This window comes from Methylomonas sp. DH-1 (genome assembly GCF_046097555.1).
Classification (GTDB): Bacteria; Pseudomonadota; Gammaproteobacteria; order Methylococcales; family Methylomonadaceae; genus Methylomonas; species Methylomonas koyamae.
The window spans coordinates 1,390,455-1,406,616 of record NZ_CP143089.1; the positions used below are offsets into that span (position 1 = coordinate 1,390,455).

The 16,162-nt window shown below is 57.4% G+C and carries 15 protein-coding genes and 1 CRISPR repeat array (1 of these 16 running past the window's edge); of the genes, 6 read left to right on the forward strand and 9 right to left on the reverse strand.

What is annotated here, in order from left to right:
• A CRISPR array of direct repeats spans positions 1–1,119; the repeat unit is 29 nt; unit sequence GCGTTCCCCGCACCCGCGGGGATGAACCG; it begins 3,240 nt to the left of the window's first position.
• Positions 1,120–1,350: 231 nt separating this feature from the next.
• The 4 genes from VXJ35_RS06740 (at position 1,351) to VXJ35_RS06755 (ending at position 7,097) form a co-directional block, all read left to right on the forward strand.
• Positions 1,351–2,781: a hypothetical protein gene (locus VXJ35_RS06740; RefSeq protein WP_064020984.1), complete on the forward strand. Its 1,431-nt coding sequence runs from the start codon at positions 1,351–1,353 to the stop codon at positions 2,779–2,781.
• Positions 2,782–2,870: 89 nt separating this feature from the next.
• On the forward strand, positions 2,871–3,905 hold the full coding sequence (locus tag VXJ35_RS06745; protein ID WP_064020985.1) for a M14 family metallopeptidase: 1,035 nt from the start codon (positions 2,871–2,873) through the stop codon (positions 3,903–3,905).
• Between the two features lie 345 nt (positions 3,906–4,250).
• On the forward strand, positions 4,251–5,609 hold the full coding sequence (locus VXJ35_RS06750) for a hypothetical protein (RefSeq protein WP_064020986.1): 1,359 nt from the start codon (positions 4,251–4,253) through the stop codon (positions 5,607–5,609).
• A gap of 9 nt (positions 5,610–5,618) precedes the next feature.
• On the forward strand, positions 5,619–7,097 hold the full coding sequence (locus tag VXJ35_RS06755) for an N-acetylmuramoyl-L-alanine amidase (protein ID WP_064020987.1): 1,479 nt from the start codon (positions 5,619–5,621) through the stop codon (positions 7,095–7,097).
• Between the two features lie 225 nt (positions 7,098–7,322).
• On the opposite strand, the gene ureG is transcribed toward VXJ35_RS06755, so the two are convergent.
• The 9 genes from ureG to ureA all read right to left on the reverse strand — a co-directional run bounded on the left by ureG (position 7,323) and on the right by ureA (position 15,415).
• Positions 7,323–7,940: an urease accessory protein UreG gene (ureG, locus tag VXJ35_RS06760; RefSeq protein ID WP_064020988.1), complete on the reverse strand. Its 618-nt coding sequence runs from the start codon at positions 7,938–7,940 to the stop codon at positions 7,323–7,325.
• Between the two features lie 260 nt (positions 7,941–8,200).
• On the reverse strand, positions 8,201–8,875 hold the full coding sequence (locus tag VXJ35_RS06765; RefSeq protein ID WP_064020989.1) for an urease accessory protein UreF: 675 nt from the start codon (positions 8,873–8,875) through the stop codon (positions 8,201–8,203).
• Positions 8,865–9,296, reverse strand: coding sequence for an urease accessory protein UreE (gene ureE / locus VXJ35_RS06770; protein WP_064020990.1), 432 nt, complete (start codon positions 9,294–9,296; stop codon positions 8,865–8,867). The genes VXJ35_RS06765 and ureE overlap by 11 nt, the downstream gene beginning before the upstream one ends.
• Positions 9,297–10,117: 821 nt before the next feature.
• Positions 10,118–10,570 (reverse strand): hypothetical protein, encoded by a 453-nt coding sequence (locus tag VXJ35_RS06775; protein ID WP_157198108.1) that lies wholly within the window; start codon positions 10,568–10,570, stop codon positions 10,118–10,120.
• Between the two features lie 754 nt (positions 10,571–11,324).
• Complete coding sequence (locus tag VXJ35_RS06780) at positions 11,325–12,356, reverse strand: IS5 family transposase (RefSeq protein ID WP_064020991.1); 1,032 nt, start codon at positions 12,354–12,356, stop codon at positions 11,325–11,327.
• Positions 12,357–12,475: 119 nt separating this feature from the next.
• Positions 12,476–14,179, reverse strand: coding sequence for an urease subunit alpha (gene ureC / locus VXJ35_RS06785; RefSeq protein WP_064020992.1), 1,704 nt, complete (start codon positions 14,177–14,179; stop codon positions 12,476–12,478).
• Complete coding sequence (locus VXJ35_RS06790) at positions 14,176–14,493, reverse strand: urease subunit beta (protein WP_064020993.1); 318 nt, start codon at positions 14,491–14,493, stop codon at positions 14,176–14,178. Before VXJ35_RS06790 ends, ureC begins: the two co-directional genes overlap by 4 nt.
• Positions 14,494–14,555: 62 nt before the next feature.
• A complete protein-coding gene (locus VXJ35_RS06795) occupies positions 14,556–15,053 on the reverse strand; it encodes a hypothetical protein (RefSeq protein ID WP_064020994.1) in 498 nt (165 codons plus the stop codon).
• Between the two features lie 59 nt (positions 15,054–15,112).
• Positions 15,113–15,415: an urease subunit gamma gene (ureA, locus tag VXJ35_RS06800; RefSeq protein ID WP_064020995.1), complete on the reverse strand. Its 303-nt coding sequence runs from the start codon at positions 15,413–15,415 to the stop codon at positions 15,113–15,115.
• 133 nt (positions 15,416–15,548) lie between these two features.
• On the opposite strand from ureA, the gene VXJ35_RS06805 reads away from it, so the two are divergent.
• Positions 15,549–15,800, forward strand: a complete 252-nt coding sequence (locus tag VXJ35_RS06805) for a type II toxin-antitoxin system Phd/YefM family antitoxin (RefSeq protein WP_054761862.1) — start codon at positions 15,549–15,551, stop codon at positions 15,798–15,800.
• Entirely contained in the window at positions 15,797–16,057 is a 261-nt protein-coding gene (locus VXJ35_RS06810; RefSeq protein WP_064020996.1) for a Txe/YoeB family addiction module toxin, read from the forward strand. Before VXJ35_RS06805 ends, VXJ35_RS06810 begins: the two co-directional genes overlap by 4 nt.
• Positions 16,058–16,162 lie beyond the last annotated feature (105 nt).

Consider the following 16,162-nt stretch of genomic DNA (forward strand, 5'->3'; position numbering starts at 1 on the left):
GCACCCGCGGGGATGAACCGAGTTCAATCAATCAATTAAGGAGACCTCGTAAGCGTTCCCCGCACCCGCGGGGATGAACCGATTTACCGCTATAGTGGTGCGGCATGGGAGCTGCGTTCCCCGCACCCGCGGGGATGAACCGCCCGGTACCGGCAGAGTTTCGTAACGGTAGCCGCGTTCCCCGCACCCGCGGGGATGAACCGCCGCCGACTACAGTCGTCATTGCCTGGAGAGCGCGTTCCCCGCACCCGCGGGGATGAACCGTCGAGGTAGAACATGGCAGAACAATTTGCAAGGCGTTCCCCGCACCCGCGGGGATGAACCGGCAAAGTCAAATGAGCAGCGAAGCCGACGTGTGCGTTCCCCGCACCCGCGGGGATGAACCGTCTTCGACCAATTGCCGGCGCAGTTCGCGCAGGCGTTCCCCGCACCCGCGGGGATGAACCGCCTGATCAAACTCATGGCCCGCACCGTGGCCGGCGTTCCCCGCACCCGCGGGGATGAACCGATCGAGCAACAGCGCAACCGCAGCAACGTCGGGCGTTCCCCGCACCCGCGGGGATGAACCGGCCGTACGGCCGCTGGATTTAAGGGATGCCATGCGTTCCCCGCACCCGCGGGGATGAACCGCTAACTAGGATCGATCTCGCGCACGACGACTACGCGTTTCCCGCACCCGCGGGGATGAACCGGCGAGGTCGACACGCTGCACCGCGAGTACGAAGCGTTCCCCGCACCCGCGGGGATGAACCGCGGCAGCGTTTGACGTGTCGTCAATTGATCCCGCGTTCCCCGCACCCGCGGGGATGAACCGAACACAAATCAACCGCAATCTCCCAATTACGAGCGTTCCCCGCACCCGCGGGGATGAACCGCATAGCATCAACCGCTAGCTGAACCTGCCCAGGCGTTCCCCGCACCCGCGGGGATGAACCGCCTGGATGGCTAGATAAAAATGGACTTCCCCGGCGTTCCCCGCACCCGCGAGGATGAATCGTGATGGAAGAAGCGGCATTGGCCGCATTCAGAGCGTTCCCCGCACCCGCGGGGATGAACCGTCGGATTTCATCGCCTTGGTGATTTCGACGATGCGTTCCCCGCACCCGCGGGGATGCTTATAAAATCTCCCCCAGCCCCTCTTTTTCAAAGAGGGGAGCTTGGCAATGTTGGCTTACCGGAATTGACCCGCGTTGCAGGGACGAGCGGTCGTTGCCGATGCCGGTCGGCGCTTGCCGGCGCGTTTTCGGCGGCACAGTCCGGTGGCGGGCAGCCGTTGGCTAGTTTCGAGATTGACCGGGGCGAGCAGGGGCACTTACTATCTGCACTCCCGCCACACCGCCGGACGTAGCTATGGGTCAAGAAATCCGCGCCGCCACGTATCAAGAAGCCGATTTTCAGCGGTTTTGCCAGCGTTTACAGGCGGAAACCGAGTTGCTGGGCAGATTGGTCGCCGCTAAAGCTTGTTCCGAAGCCGAGCCGGTGGCCGGCTTCGAAATCGAAGCCTGGCTGCTGGACGCGCAAATGCGGCCGGCGCCGGCTAACCAGGAATTTTTGCAATCTTTCGGCCAGCCGCTGGCCGGCCCGGAGCTGGCGAAATTCAATATCGAACTGAACACGCCGCCGCAACCCTTGACCGGCGCGGCGTTCGCCACGTTGCACAAACAATTGCAACAGACCTGGCACGATGCGGTTCGGCATGCCCGGCAAATGGATTTGCATCTGTTGGCGATCGGTACCCTGCCGACGCTGGAGCAGGGCGATTTGCACCTGGGCAACATGTCGGACATGAACCGCTACCGGGCCTTGAACCAGCAGATTCTGCAAAACCGCAGCCGGCCGATTTGTCTGGATATTTGCGGCCATGAGCATCTGAAGCTGGAACACCGCGACGTGATGCTGGAAGCGGCCACCACATCGTTTCAATTGCATATCCAATGTCCGCTGAGCCAGGCCCACCATATTTACAACGCCTCTATCATCGCTTCGGCGGCGATGGTGGCGGTGGCCGCCAATGCGCCGTATTTGTTCGGCAAGGATTTATGGGCCGAGAGCCGGATTCCGATGTTCGAGCAGGCCATCGCCGCCGGCGGCTATAGCGGCGCGGCGGACGGGCCGCTGCATCGGGTCAGCTTCGGTTCGGATTACGCCAGGCAGTCGATTCAGGAGTGCTTTATCGAGAATCTGCAACATTTTCCGGTGCTGTTGCCGGAACCGTTCGACGACGCGGCCGAAGCCTTCCGTTATCTGCGGCTGCACAACGGCACGATTTGGCGCTGGAACCGGCCGCTGGTCGGGTTCGACGCCGACGGTACGCCGCATATCCGCATCGAACACCGCACGCCGGCGGCCGGGCCGACGCTGATCGATATGCTCGCCAACGCCGCGTTTTTCTACGGGCTGGTGAAAAATCTGGCCGACGAGCGGGCGGAGGGCGGGGCGTTATTGCCTTTTGCCCAAGCCAAGGACAATTTCTACCAGGCGGCCCGGCACGGGCTGGATTGCCACGTGGTCTGGTTCGGCAACCGCAAGCAGCGGCTGGCCAATCTGATCGAACAGGAACTGCTGCCGCGCGCCGGCCTGGGTCTGGACGCCCTCGGTATCCGCAACCGCGACGCGCTGGACTACCTCGGCATCGTCCGCCGCCGCGTTGCCAGCCGCCAGACCGGCAGCCAGTGGCAGCGCCGCTTCATCGAAGCCCATCCCGGCCAATTCGGCGAAATGACGCGGCAGTATTTGCAGCGTCAGCTCGGCGGCGAGCCGGTGTCGAGCTGGGGCATCTGAACGTCCGCCGCCGGAAAACGCGTTTTGGTTGCTCTCGGCCGAATATTCGGGCATGTTGAGCCACTGAACGGACCACCGAAAATACTGCAATGCCATCGACCTCGTCTTCCCTGAAACAATTCGACAACCTGCCGCCGGGTTTGCTGGACATCCCGGTCGAAGCCCTACATACCCTGGTGCCGGAACCGGCCTTGTTTCATTTGCCCGGCAAGCGGCCGGAGACGCTGTTCGTGTCGGTGCTGCTGCATGGCAACGAGTCGACCGGTTTTCTGGCCGTGCAACAGCTATTGCAAAAATACCGCGATCAAAGCTTGCCGCGCGGGCTGACGCTGTTTTTCGGCAATACCCAAGCCGCGCGCCATAATTTGCGCCGGCTGGACGGCCAGCCCGATTTCAACCGGATCTGGCCCGGCACCGGGTTGCCGCCGTCGGCGGAGACCGCATGGGCTGCGCAGATTTGCCAGGTTATGCGCCGGCGCGGCGTGTTCGCCAGCGTCGACGTGCATAACAATACCGGCCGCAATCCGCATTACGCCTGCATCAACAAGCTGGAGTCCGAGTTTCTACATCTGGGCGCGTTGTTCGGCCGCTTGCTGGTGTACTTTACCCAGCCCAAGGGGATTCAATCCGGCGCCTTTGCCGAGTTTTGCCCGGCCGTGACCTTGGAATGCGGCCGGCCCGGCCAACCTTACGGCACCGAGCACGCGTTCGAGTTTCTGGACAGTTGCCTGCATCTGCGCGAGTTTCCGGCGCATCCGCTTGCCCGGCAGGATGTTGATATCTTTCATACGGTGGCCCAGGTTTGTATCGCCGAGGACGCCAGTTTCAGTTTCACGGAAGCCGGTGCCGATTTGCTGCTGGACAGCGGGCTGGAGCGGTTGAACTTCACCGAAATCGCCGCCGGTACCGTATTCGGCAGCACGGCGGCGGCGCGCTTGCCGGTGGTTGTTAAGGATAATGCCGGCCTGCCGGTCACCGAGCGCTTTTTCGCGATTCGGGACGGGCAGTTAACGCTGCAGCGGCCGACGATGCCGTCAATGCTGACTTTGGACGAGCGGGTGATTCGGCAGGATTGCCTGTGCTATTTGATGGAGCGGCTAGCGCCGGACGCCGAGCGGCTTTGATCGGGTGCTATTACCTGAGCTGTAGGGTATGCCCCAATGCCATTAAGTTAAGCATTTCAACTTCCGCTCCCCTCTTTGAAAAAGCACCCAAGGGTATAAAAGGGGTTGGGGGAGATTGTTCAAATAAATCCCCCTCAATCCCCCTTTTTTCCAAAGGGGAGGCAGGCTGAACTTAACGGCATTGGGGTATAGCCGATCCGTAGCGGCCGGTTCGGAACTCCCCTCAAGTTTGGCGATTGGGCCTAATGGTCTAAGCTTAGCTGTTTATGCGTCGCGCCGGCGCCGGGAAAATGCTCCGGTGCCAGCCGCGGCGAACCGTTTTAGCTTGGTAGGGGAGACGAACTGATGTTGAAGTCCTTGGATATATTGCTGGGATTGTCGGTGGTGATGTTGATCGCCAGCATGGCCGTGACGCTGATCAGTCAGGCCATCCTCAATCTGTTGGCCAGCCGCGGCCGCAATTTGCACCACGGTTTGGCCGATCTGCTGGAATTGCTGGACCCGCGTTTGGCGCGGGCCGATGCCGAAGCCATCGCCGATAAAGTGCTGAGCCAGCAAACCATCGGCGGCCGCTTCCGCAGTTGGCTACCGCCGCGGCTGCGTTTCCTGTCTTACGGCGAAGTGATCCACCGCGAAGAGTTCGTTAAAAGCCTGCTGGAATTGGCTGCGGCTTACGATGCCGGCATTAAAGCCGAATTCGACCGGGTCAACGCCGAATTGGCGAACGGGGCGATTACCGTCAACGTCGGTTTGGCGGCGCTGGAGAGTACATTGCGCGAACATCCGGCGTTTTTGAAGAGCCTGGAAGCGGGCCGGCTGATCCATAAGGTCAAGACCGAAACCGGCGTCAACAAACAGAAACGGCTTTACCAAAAACTGAAAGCCATCGTCGGCCAACAGATCGATCTGGCGGAAAAACTGGGTCAGACCTTGCGCGACAGCGGGATCGAAACGCCGGCCGCGACGTTGAAGAACGTGCGGATGCTGGCGTTGCAATTCGAAAAATCCAATCCGGAACTGGCCCAGGACGTGCGCGAAGCCAACGCCTTGCTGCAGGAGGCCGCCAGCGATTTCCTGGCCGTTATTTATCTGAATTTCGACAATCTGCTGGACCGGGTCAAGCTACGATTCACCGCGACGGCGCGCACGGCCAGCGTGCTCAGCGCGGCATTGATCGCCATCGGCCTGCAATTGGATGCATTGGCCATCATCAACCGCTTAGCGATGGACGAGCAGATGCGCAGCGCTTTCGTGCAATTGGCGCCGACCTTTGCCCAGGACGAAGCGGTCAAAGCCAAGGTCGGCGGCGACGGCAAAAGTTCGGCCAAACCCGGCCAGAGCGGCGATGCAGCTAGCGAATCCGGCAAGTCCGCGGTAGGGCTGGAAACCGAAAAATATTACCTGAACGTGTTGGCCGACCGCGGCTTGATTACCTGGCCCAAGGATTGGCAAGCTTGGCAGGACAATTGGCAACAAAACGCCAGCCTGCCCGGCGTGGTGCTGTCGATATTTCTGCTGAGCCTGGGCGGGCCGTTCTGGTACAACGCATTGAGCAAGCTGCTGCAATTGCGTTCCGGACTGGCGCGCAAAGACGACGAACAGAAAGCCATCCGCCAGGGTTCCCAGGCCGCCGCCGCGACGGAAGTGCCGGTAGCCGCCAATCCGCTGCAAGGCGAACGCGGCGATTTGAAAGCGCTGGGCTGAGGAGGGCAGATGCAGATCGATTGGATAGGCTGCGCCGCGGACAACTTTCGCCCGGGCCGTCCGGGCGGTTTCCGGCCGGACGCGATCGTGTTGCACAGCGTCGCCGATTTGGTCCAAGCCGAACTCGGCTACCGGAACGGCGGCAGCTTCGTCTCCACCCATTATGCAATCGCCGGCGACGGCCGGGTGCGGCAGTACGTCGACGAAAAAGACACGGCATTTCACGCCGGATTCGTGGTCAATCCCAGCGCGGCCTTGGTCAAACAGCGGCCGAACGGCAACCCGAATTACTACACGATAGGCATCGTTTTGGAAGCGGCGGCCGGCCGAGGGTTTAGCAGCGAACAACGCGCGGTCTGCGCCCGATTGTTGCGCGAGATTGCCGACCGCTGGCGCATCGCGCTCGATGCCGAACACGTGTTGCCGCACAGCGCGATCCGGGCATCGGCCGATTGTCCGGGGGCGGCATTGAATGTGGCCGAGTTGCTGGCGGCGGCGGTGCCGGAACCGGAGCCCGCCAGCCTGGCCGGCAAGCAGATCGGCTTGCTGGCGAACGTCAAACTGCGGCAAGCGCCGGCCTTGAACGGCGCCCTGGTCAAAGTGCTGCCGGCCGGGAGCCGGGTCGAAATCGGCGGTTTTGTGGTCGGCGAAACGGTCTCCGGCAACCGCTATTGGTACCGCGATCTGGACGGATATTTTTTCTGGGCCGGCGCCAGCGAACGGCCCGATCCCAACGCCCTGCTGGACACCGATCCCGCCAGCCGCAGCACCACCGATACCATGGCGGTCTCGGCGCCGGCCGCGGCCATAGCATCGGCCCCGGCGATCAATCGCAGCCGGTTCCGGCTGCCGGCCGGGCAGTATTACAGCGAGCGGCCGCACAAGGATTTGATCGTGCTGCACTTTACAGCCGGCTCCAGCGCCAAATCGGCGTTCGATACCTGGAACGGCGACGCCGGCCGCATCGGTGCGGCCTATCTGGTGGATGTGGACGGCATCGTGTACGAAGTGTTCGACCCGGCGCAATGGGCATACCATCTTGGCGTCCAGGGCAGCGGCGGCCGCCACGACAAACGCTCGATTGCCATCGAAATTGCCAACGTCGGCCCGTTGCGGCCGGCGGCGGACAATCCGGATATTTTGAATTGGTGGCCGTCGAAACGCGGCGAAACTGCGCCTTTCGGCACCAAGTATTGCGAACTGAGCCAGACCGAAAAATACCGGAAACACAGCTACCGCGGCGAGCATTATTTCGCCAGCTTTCCGGCCGCACAAACCGAATCGATCCGGCGGTTGTTAGAGGACTTATGCGCCCGCTTCGATATTCCGCGAACGCTGCCGCCGGCGACGAAACAATTCGAACGCGATCCGGATTTTTTCCAGAACTACAGCGGCATCGCCAGCCACGTCAATTTTCGGCAGGATAAATGGGACATCGGCCCGGCTTTCGATTGGCCGGCCTTGCAGATTCCGAACGCCCGAGTTTGAGCAAGGTTCGGCGCGCGCTTGCCGGGGCCGGTGACCGAAATGCCGGCGGGCATTTGGGGCGGGTCGGGTGTGAGTCGGACAAAGCCCAGCTTTAGCCAACTCGATAAAGCATCGCCAGGGCAGAGGGTGTTGAAGTTCGTTCGAACAATCACCCCCAGCCCCTAGGTCCCAAAGAGGGGGATAGAGCCTGACCGGAATTTGGCGGCCTTACCGGTGGCCAAACAATTAGGCCGCTTCCAGCATACCCTGGCGGACGATGAAGTCGACAATCTGCTCCAAACCGTGGCCGGTTTTGATGTTGCTGAACACAAACGGCCGCTCGCCGCGCATCTTTTTCGCGTCGCGGTCCATCACCTCCAAAGACGCGCCGACGTAAGGCGCCAGATCGATTTTATTGATGACCAGCAAATCCGATTTGGTAATGCCGGGGCCGCCCTTGCGCGGAATCTTGTCGCCGGCCGAGACGTCGATCACGTAAATGGTCAGGTCGGCCAGTTCCGGGCTGAAAGTGGCGCTGAGGTTGTCGCCGCCGCTTTCCACCAACACAAAATCCAGCTCCGGCCAGCGCTCGCAGAGTTCGTCCACCGCCGCCAGATTCATCGACGCATCCTCGCGGATCGCGGTATGCGGGCAGCCGCCGGTTTCCACGCCGAGGATGCGCTCTTCCGGCAGCGCCTGGCTGCGGATCAAAAACTGCTGGTCCTCGCGGGTGTAGATGTCGTTGGTGACCACGCCGATTTCATAATCCTCGCGCATGCGTTTGCATAAGGCATCCACCAACGCGGTTTTGCCGGAACCGACCGGCCCGCCGACGCCGATTCTTAATACTTGTTTGTCGTTCATGTTGTCTCCTGTAGCCCGGAGGCAATCCGGGAGTTAAGTTTGCCAAACCCCGATTTCGCCGCGCAGCATCGAGGTTTGGTTTCTATCTCAAAACGCTGAACAAATCCTCTCCCTTTGGAGACTGCCGCAAAAGGTAGGTTGGGCTGAATGCAATGAAGCCCAACGGTTTAATTTTGTTGGGCTTCGCTTTGCTCAACCCAACCTACATTTGCGTTTGCGACAGAGCGTAGGGCGGGCACAATACGTGCCCACGCGTAAGCTCAAGACCGAAACAGCCGGGAATACTGCATCTCGTGCCGGCTGCTGGCCAAGGCCAAGCCGAAGCAACTGCCGCCGATGTCGTCGTCTTTCAGCCGTAAAGCCTGCTCGACCAAGCTGGGTAACTCGCCGGCCAGATTTTGCAACAACTGCTGTCCGGACACCTGGCCCAGCGGTACCAGTTTGATTGCGCCCAATACCTGGTTTTCCAGCCAGCCCCACAAATAGCCCGCAATCGCGTCGGCTTTGTCGATTTGCCAGCGGGTCGCCGCCAGCGCAAACAAGGTCGCCAAGGTCGCATCCGGCCGCTTTTGCCAGACTTGCGCTTCCGGCATCTCCAGATTGACCAGCAAACGCGCCAGCGCCTGGCCGGTTTGTTTGTCTTCGGCACGCAATTCGGCGGTTTCCCGGCAGGCGGTCAGGGTTTGGCTCCAATGTTTGATGGCATCCGTGTCGTCAGCCTGCCAGGCGTCGTACAGCCTGGCCAACAGCGGCGCATCGACCTTGCCCAAACCGTTATGCAACAAACCGCGTAGCCAATCGCCGGTTTGTTTGGCATTGGTTACCCAGCCGTCGTGCACCGCCGTTTCCAGCCCCTGCGAATAGCTGTACATGCCGATCGGCAAACTGGGGCTGACCAGCTGCAGCAGCCGAAGCAGACTTAAGTTAGTGACCATGACTGTGGTAGGCACCTGCTTCCGGTTCGAACGGCAAGATTTCGTGTTCGACGGTCAAACCCAAACCAACCAGCATCTGATCCAGCACGTGGTCGGTCAAAAACCGCAGCTCGCCGGGCAAAATCTGCAAGGCCACATGACGGTTGCCCAAGTGGTAACAGGCGCGGGCGAACAATAAAGGATCGGCGCATTTCACCACCGACAACGGTTCCGGCGCGGCGTTGACCCGCACTTTAAAGCCTTGGCCATTGGTCAACACCGCGCCGTGCTTCAGGGTTTGTCCTCGCGGCAGAAATACCCCGACTTGAATGCCGCCTTGCGTGGTGGCCGGTTGCCGGGACTTTTGCCTAGCCTCGAAGGGGAGGGTCAGGGTGTCGTCGGGGGATTCTGAGGTTTGGGTGGTTTCGGTGAGTTTTAGCATATTTGCTTGTTTGGTTGTGTAGGTTGGGTTGGGCGGTAGCCGTAACCCGTAACCCGGCACGTCGGTTCAGGCTGGTTCCCAAGCTCCAGCTTGGGAACGATGTCTCGAAAGCTCTAGCTTTCGTTGAATAATGTGTGTCGCTGCCGCGACGGTTGTTCTAAAGTCGGGTCTCGGCCCGACAGCCGAGTGACTTTCGCTACGAAAACCATCCATGGTTTTCGCCCTTCGGGCCAGCCTATCGGCTGTTCAAATTTGCTCCAGGCAAATTTGTGCTTGGCCAAAGAAAAGTCACCAAAAGAAAGGCCACCCGGCATTCCGCCTTAATCCTGCGCTTCTCGCTTTTGCCGAGGGTTTTCGGAAGGGGCTTCCTGCCCCTCCGAAAACGAGCGGCATCCCTGCCGCTCCCCTGCGAGCTAATCTCGCCAAAAGCTGCGATGCTCGGGGCGGAATAACGGGAGGAAAACCATCCTCAATTTCAAAAGAGAATACAAAAATCTCTTTCGTAGGTCCGATTACGCTTCGCTAATCGGACCTACGCGGGCTAATCGGAGTGGGCTTTATGGTCTTTTCATCAGTAACCCAGGCAAATCCTCATCGGGCTGGCAATAAAGTACTTCACTCATTCCTGGGGCTCTAAGCAACATAGTTCCTATTTTTCTTTTATCGCATGTAGGATAAACGGTGCCGTATAAATAGAGCTCTAACAGGTTGGTGAAAAACTCTTTTTTGCAACCAATCAGACCTATATTTAGTACTACAAGATTGATTCAGCACTAAATAAAGGCTTCTTCTAGCTAAATTAGTGGCTGGAATATGGTTTTTCACCAACCTGCTAATATTAGTAATGCTGAAAGTGCTGAGAGAGTATTCTTAACATTGGCTTCTTCAAAATTTTGGTGTCTGTGATGTTTAACATGTTGATATGCATCCCACCACTCTAGCCTTTCGCCGTTTGCTCCCCATGCTGAAAAAGGAAATATTATTCTTTTATATCGATCAATATACACAGGTACCCTGGGCAAATCAGGATACTTAGATAATATAATTTCTTTATATTGACTGATATTGCCAGCGGGCTTGGTTGGTGCTATGAGGTCGCATAGCTTTTTCGCGACAGTTTCAAATTCAGTGCAGCTGCAAATAATTTGTCGGGATAATTCAATGGAGAATGTTGAATCATTCTTTTCGGCTAGATCCACAAAGCGTATTGTTGCGTTAAAGTCAGACTCAAGCATCAAAAAGTAGTGCCAGTATGATTCATCTAATTCGTTCATTATATTTTTCCTTTACCGTGCAGTTTATTCAACTGCATGAAGCCTTTATTGTTTCAAGCCTATTACCGCACCGTTGCTCTTAGCTTCAACTTTCAGCCCAGCCCAGAATTAAAGCCAAATGGTGGGCAAAATTGCCCACCCTACGCCTCAAATTAACTTTCCAATCCATACGATACCTTATCTACCGCGAAGGGGTTAATCCCCCTGATGCCGCACCGAGCACTGGAGGGTTTGAACGGATTAGCCCGCAGGGGCGATGCAGGGATGCATCGCGTTTTCGGAGGGCTATGGATAGCCCTTCCGAAAACCCCGTTCAAACCCTTCGGAGCGCAGGATCAAAGCGGCATGGGGTGGCCTTTTCTTTGGATACTTTCTTTTGGCCAAGCAAAAGAAAGTATCTCGGCTGTCGGGCCGAGACCCGACGTAAAACAAAACTCGTCGCGACAGCGACACAATAATTCAACGCTAAAACGACCGCCACTTACCCAAAGGTAAACCTTCACTCTCCAAGACTCGGTTATAAATCAAAACAAATTCAGTATATTCCTGCCGCCAAGCTTGTTCCGATAACTCACTGTTATTAGTCGGCAAGCCTTTAATTTGGTCTGACTGTGCTGGACGAGAAATTTTGTTACTTAAGGGAGCCTCTAAAAATCCACGATTAATCAGATTCGGGGCGTAAAACGCGCTCGAAAGCTGACATTTCCAAGCGGACTACCTTCAACTCGAAGCTTTTCAGCTCCGATGGGCGTCATCAAGACGCAGCTACCCTGCGAATGGCGCAAAAACGTCGCATGTTGTACACCAGATTCATGAAGCCGATACGTACTTCGGCGCGGGCTAGGCCAATGCAACGGATCGCCTTACCGCCCCATTGCGCCATCCAGGCAAACACGTGCTCGACCCGGCAACGGGTTTTGGAGCGGGTACTGTTGCCTTGTTTTTCCCGGTCAGTCAGCGGTTTGCCGCGCACCCCTTTGCGGTGAATCCGGCTGCGGTAGCCTTGGACTTTTAACAGTTCTTCCACCGCTTCGGAACGATAGGCACTGTCGGCCCACACATCCCGGCTGGTGTTGCCGCTATCAAGCAAGCCGTTCAGGGCTTGGGAGTCGTGGATGCTGGCATCGGTGACCGTGTATTTGCGCACTAACTTGTGGGCATTATCAACGTTGACGTGGTTCTTATAGCCGTAATAGCTCTTGTCGCCTTTCTTAGTCCAGCGTGCATCGGTATCCTTCTGGCGACGTTTGGCGGCTGACCAGTCCTCGACGGTTTCGCCAGCTTTAATCCGGGCGTTCTCGTCCGGGGTATTACGCTGCACCGGCGCCTTGACGAAGCTGGCGTCAATCAGCTGGCCCTTGCGGGCAATCAGGCCGGCGCGATCCAATTGCCGGTTGAATTCGTTGAACAAGGTTTCGGTCAATTTCAACTCCTTGAGCGACTCGCGAAACAGCCAGAAACTGTTGCGATCCGGCGCGTGCTTGGCATCCGACAAACCAATAAATCGCTGGAAACTACGCCGGTCTTCGATTTGAAACTCCAGTTGCTCGTCGCTCAGATTGTAGAGGCTGGCGATGACCAACGCTTTGAACATCAACACCCCATCCCAAGGCTTACGCCCGGCAGACGATTTGCGGACTTTGTGACGCACTTGATCCAGCAACGGACGGAACGCTTCCCAATCCACTTGCGCCTCTAATTCCAACAACGGATTACCCAAACGATCGATTCGACGATCTCGATGTTCAAACAGGGAACCGAAAAGGTCGTCTTGTGCCACCGTCATCTCTGCTCTCCAAAGGTCTTTAGCTCCGACTCATTTTACTCGCCGGGCGCAATTTTTAGAGGTTCCCTTAACCTAGTCTGAGTCATCGCACCATTCCACACAAATCTCAAAGTAAATAATCAAAACAAAAAATACCGCTGTGCCATCGGCAACACCACCGCCGGCTCGCAAGTCAACAACACCCCATCCGCCTTGACCTGATAAGTCTGCGGACAAACCTCCATCACCGGCTGGTAGTCGTTCAATTTCATATCCGCCTTACCAATGTTGCGGGTATTGCGAACAACCCCGACCCGCTTCTGCAAGCCCAATTGCCCGGCCACGCCGGCCGCTACCGCTGCTTGCGGCAGGAAGATCATCGAGTTGTTGGCGGCGGTGCGGCCGAAGCTGCCAAACATCGGCCGGTAGTGAACCGGTTGCGGGGTGGGGATGGAGGCGTTGGCATCGCCCATCGGCGCGGCGGCGATCAGACCGCCTTTGATGACCAAACTGGGTTTGACGCCGAAGAAGGCCGGTTGCCATAACACCAGGTCGGCCAATTTGCCGGCTTCGATGGAGCCTACTTCGTGGCTGATGCCGTGGCTGATAGCCGGATTGATGGTGTATTTGGCGATGTAGCGTTTGATGCGCTGGTTGTCGCTGCTCGCCGGGTCACCGGCCAGCGCGCCGCGTTGCACCTTCATCTTGTGCGCGGTCTGCCAGGTACGGATCACCACTTCGCCGACCCGGCCCATGGCTTGCGAGTCTGAGGAAATCATCGAAAACGCGCCCAGATCGTGCAGGATGTCCTCGGCAGCAATGGTTTCGCGGCGGATGCGTGATTCGGCGAAGGCCACGTCTTCCGGGATGCTGGGATCAAGATGGTGGCAGACCATCAACATGTCCAGATGCTCGTCGACGGTGTTGACCGTGTAAGGTCGGGTAGGGTTGGTGGACGACGGTAACACGTTGCTCAAACCGCAGGCCTTAATGATGTCCGGGGCGTGGCCGCCGCCGGCGCCTTCGGTGTGGTAAGTGTGGATGGTGCGGCCCTTGAAGGCTGCGAAGGTGTCTTCGACAAAGCCCGACTCGTTCAAGGTGTCGGTGTGGATCGCTACCTGCACGTCGTAATCCTCGGCTACGCCCAGGCAGCAATCAATCGATGCCGGTGTCGTACCCCAGTCTTCGTGCAGTTTCAGGCCCATCGCGCCGGCTTTGACCTGTTCTTGCAAAGCGCCGGGCAGGCTGGTGTTGCCCTTGCCGAGCAAGCCAAAGTTCATCGGCAGGCCGTCCAGCGCTTTCAACATTTGCTGAATATGCCACGGCCCCGGCGTGCAGGTGGTGGCGTTGGTGCCGGTGGCTGGGCCGGTGCCGCCGCCGATCATGGTGGTCACGCCGGAGCACAGCGCTTCCTCGATCTGCTGCGGGCAGATGAAATGGATGTGGGCGTCGATGCCGCCGGCAGTCAGAATCTGGCCTTCGCCGGCGATGACTTCGGTGCCGGGGCCGACGATGATGTCCACGCCGGGCTGCACGTCCGGGTTGCCGGCCTTGCCGATCTTGAAGATGCGGCCGTCCTTGATGCCAACGTCGGCCTTGACGATGCCCCAGTAGTCGATGATCAGCGCATTGGTAATCACCAAATCCACGGCGCGGTCGTTGCCGAGTTGGCTTTGGCCCATGCCGTCGCGGATTACCTTGCCGCCGCCGAATTTCACCTCGTCGCCGTAGACGGTGTAATCGGCTTCCACTTGCAGGATCAAATCGGTGTCGGCCAGCCGTAAGCGGTCGCCGGTGGTGGGGCCGAACATGTCGGCGTAAGCGGTTCTGCTGATTTTGCTCATGCGGTTGTCTCCAATGCGCCCATCACCTCGCCGCGAAAGCCGTAGACTTTGCGTTCGCCGGCGAAAGCCACCAACTGCACTTCGCGCTGCTGGCCCGGCTCGAAGCGCACCGCCGTGCCGGCCGGAATGTCCAATCTAAAACCGCGCGCCGCCTCGCGGTCAAAATGCAGTGCCGGGTTGGTTTCGTAAAAATGGTAATGCGAGCCGACCTGAATCGGCCGGTCGCCGCTATTGGCGACCAGGACTTTGACGATCGCACGGCCGGCGTTGAGTTCGATGTCGCCGTCGGCGGGGAAGATTTCTCCGGGGATCATGTGGTGCTCCTGTTAATCGTTTTTCCGCGTGGACACAAACACCGTGCCTACACTACATTTTGCTAGTTATTAACAAATTGATCAGCGTTCACAACCTTTCCTCTCAGTTTTCTCCTCAAAATAGCTTTGTGTTCTTCCGAGATATTCTGCCAATCTGCCAATGTAATATTTGCTAACGCATAATTTCCATTAATGGCTTTTTTTCGTAATTTGTCATTTTCTTGTCGGGTTACAATATTTACCGATTCCAATTCTTTGACTATACGAATAAATTCATCAAGATTTTCCCCGGTGTCCATGTGCTTTTGGATTAATTCTGTCATTTTAGTTTGCATGCGTCCGTGATGTTCTAAAACTAATCCGATATGCGATTTACTATCAGAAACTAACTGGATAGCGGCATGACTAACTCGGCCAGTAAATTTCGTGATTTCACTGCTTATTTCGGAGCCTATCCAGTGGGTATATCCTGCTCGAACACCTCTCGCAGTAAGAAATTTGTATTTCATTGCAATCTTTAAAATCTCGTAGCAAACAGCGAGTTTTTCATCGATATTCATAATTATCAGAAATCTAAATAAAATTGGTGACTCTTGTTTATACGCAACTTCAAACGGCTCTAAACAATGGGCTCATGCACCGTCACCAGCTTGGTACCATCCGGAAACGTTGCCTCCACCTGCACGTCGGGGATCATTTCCGCCACGCCGTCCATCACGTCATCGCGGGTCAACAATGTTCGGCCAAAGCTCATCAATTCGGCCACGCTCTGGCCGTCGCGCGCGCCTTCCATGATCGCGGCGGAGATATAAGCCACCGCTTCCGGGTAGTTGAGTTTCAAACCTCTGGCCTTGCGGCGCTCGGCGAGCAGGGCGGCAGTGAAGAGGAGGAGTTTGTCTTTTTCTCTTGGGGTTAATTGCATGGTGGTTTGTCTAGTTAAAGTCGTGTTTTCGTAGAGTGGGTGGATTTATCGAGCCCACGCGTTTTTCCTAATTTGCAGTAACCAACTGTCGGCGTTAAGCTATCGTACACTTTTTTGTACAAAAGGAACGCCCATGGACGCCATCAGTTACAGCGCCGCTCGCGCCAATTTAGCCAAAACCATGGACAAGGTTTGCGCCGACCATGCCCCCATCATCATCACCCGCAAAAGCGAGTCGCCGGTGGTGATGCTGTCGCTGGAAGACTACCAAGCCATGGAAGAAACCGCCTACCTGCTGCGCTCGCCAGCCAACGCCCGCCGCTTGCTGGAATCCATTGCCGAATTGGAATCCGGCCAAGGCAGCGAGCGCGAGTTGATCGAGTGAAAATCACCTTTTCGTCCGACGCCTGGGACAGTTACCTGTACTGGCAAGCCACCGACAAAGCCATACTTAAACGCATCAACCAACTGATCAAGGAAATTCAGCGCCAACCCTTCGAAGGCATCGGCAAGCCGGAGCCCCTGAAACACGGTTTGTCCGGCTATTGGTCGCGGCGGATTAACGACGAGCATAGGATCGTTTATAAGGTTGCCGGCGATACTTTGTTGATTGCGCAGTTGCGGTATCACTATGAGTATTGAGCTTATTTGTGTCGCTAACGCGACGGTTATTTTTAATGTCGGGTCTCGGCCCGACAGCCGAGATACTTTTCTTTGCTTGTCCAAAGAAAAGTACCCAAAAGAAAC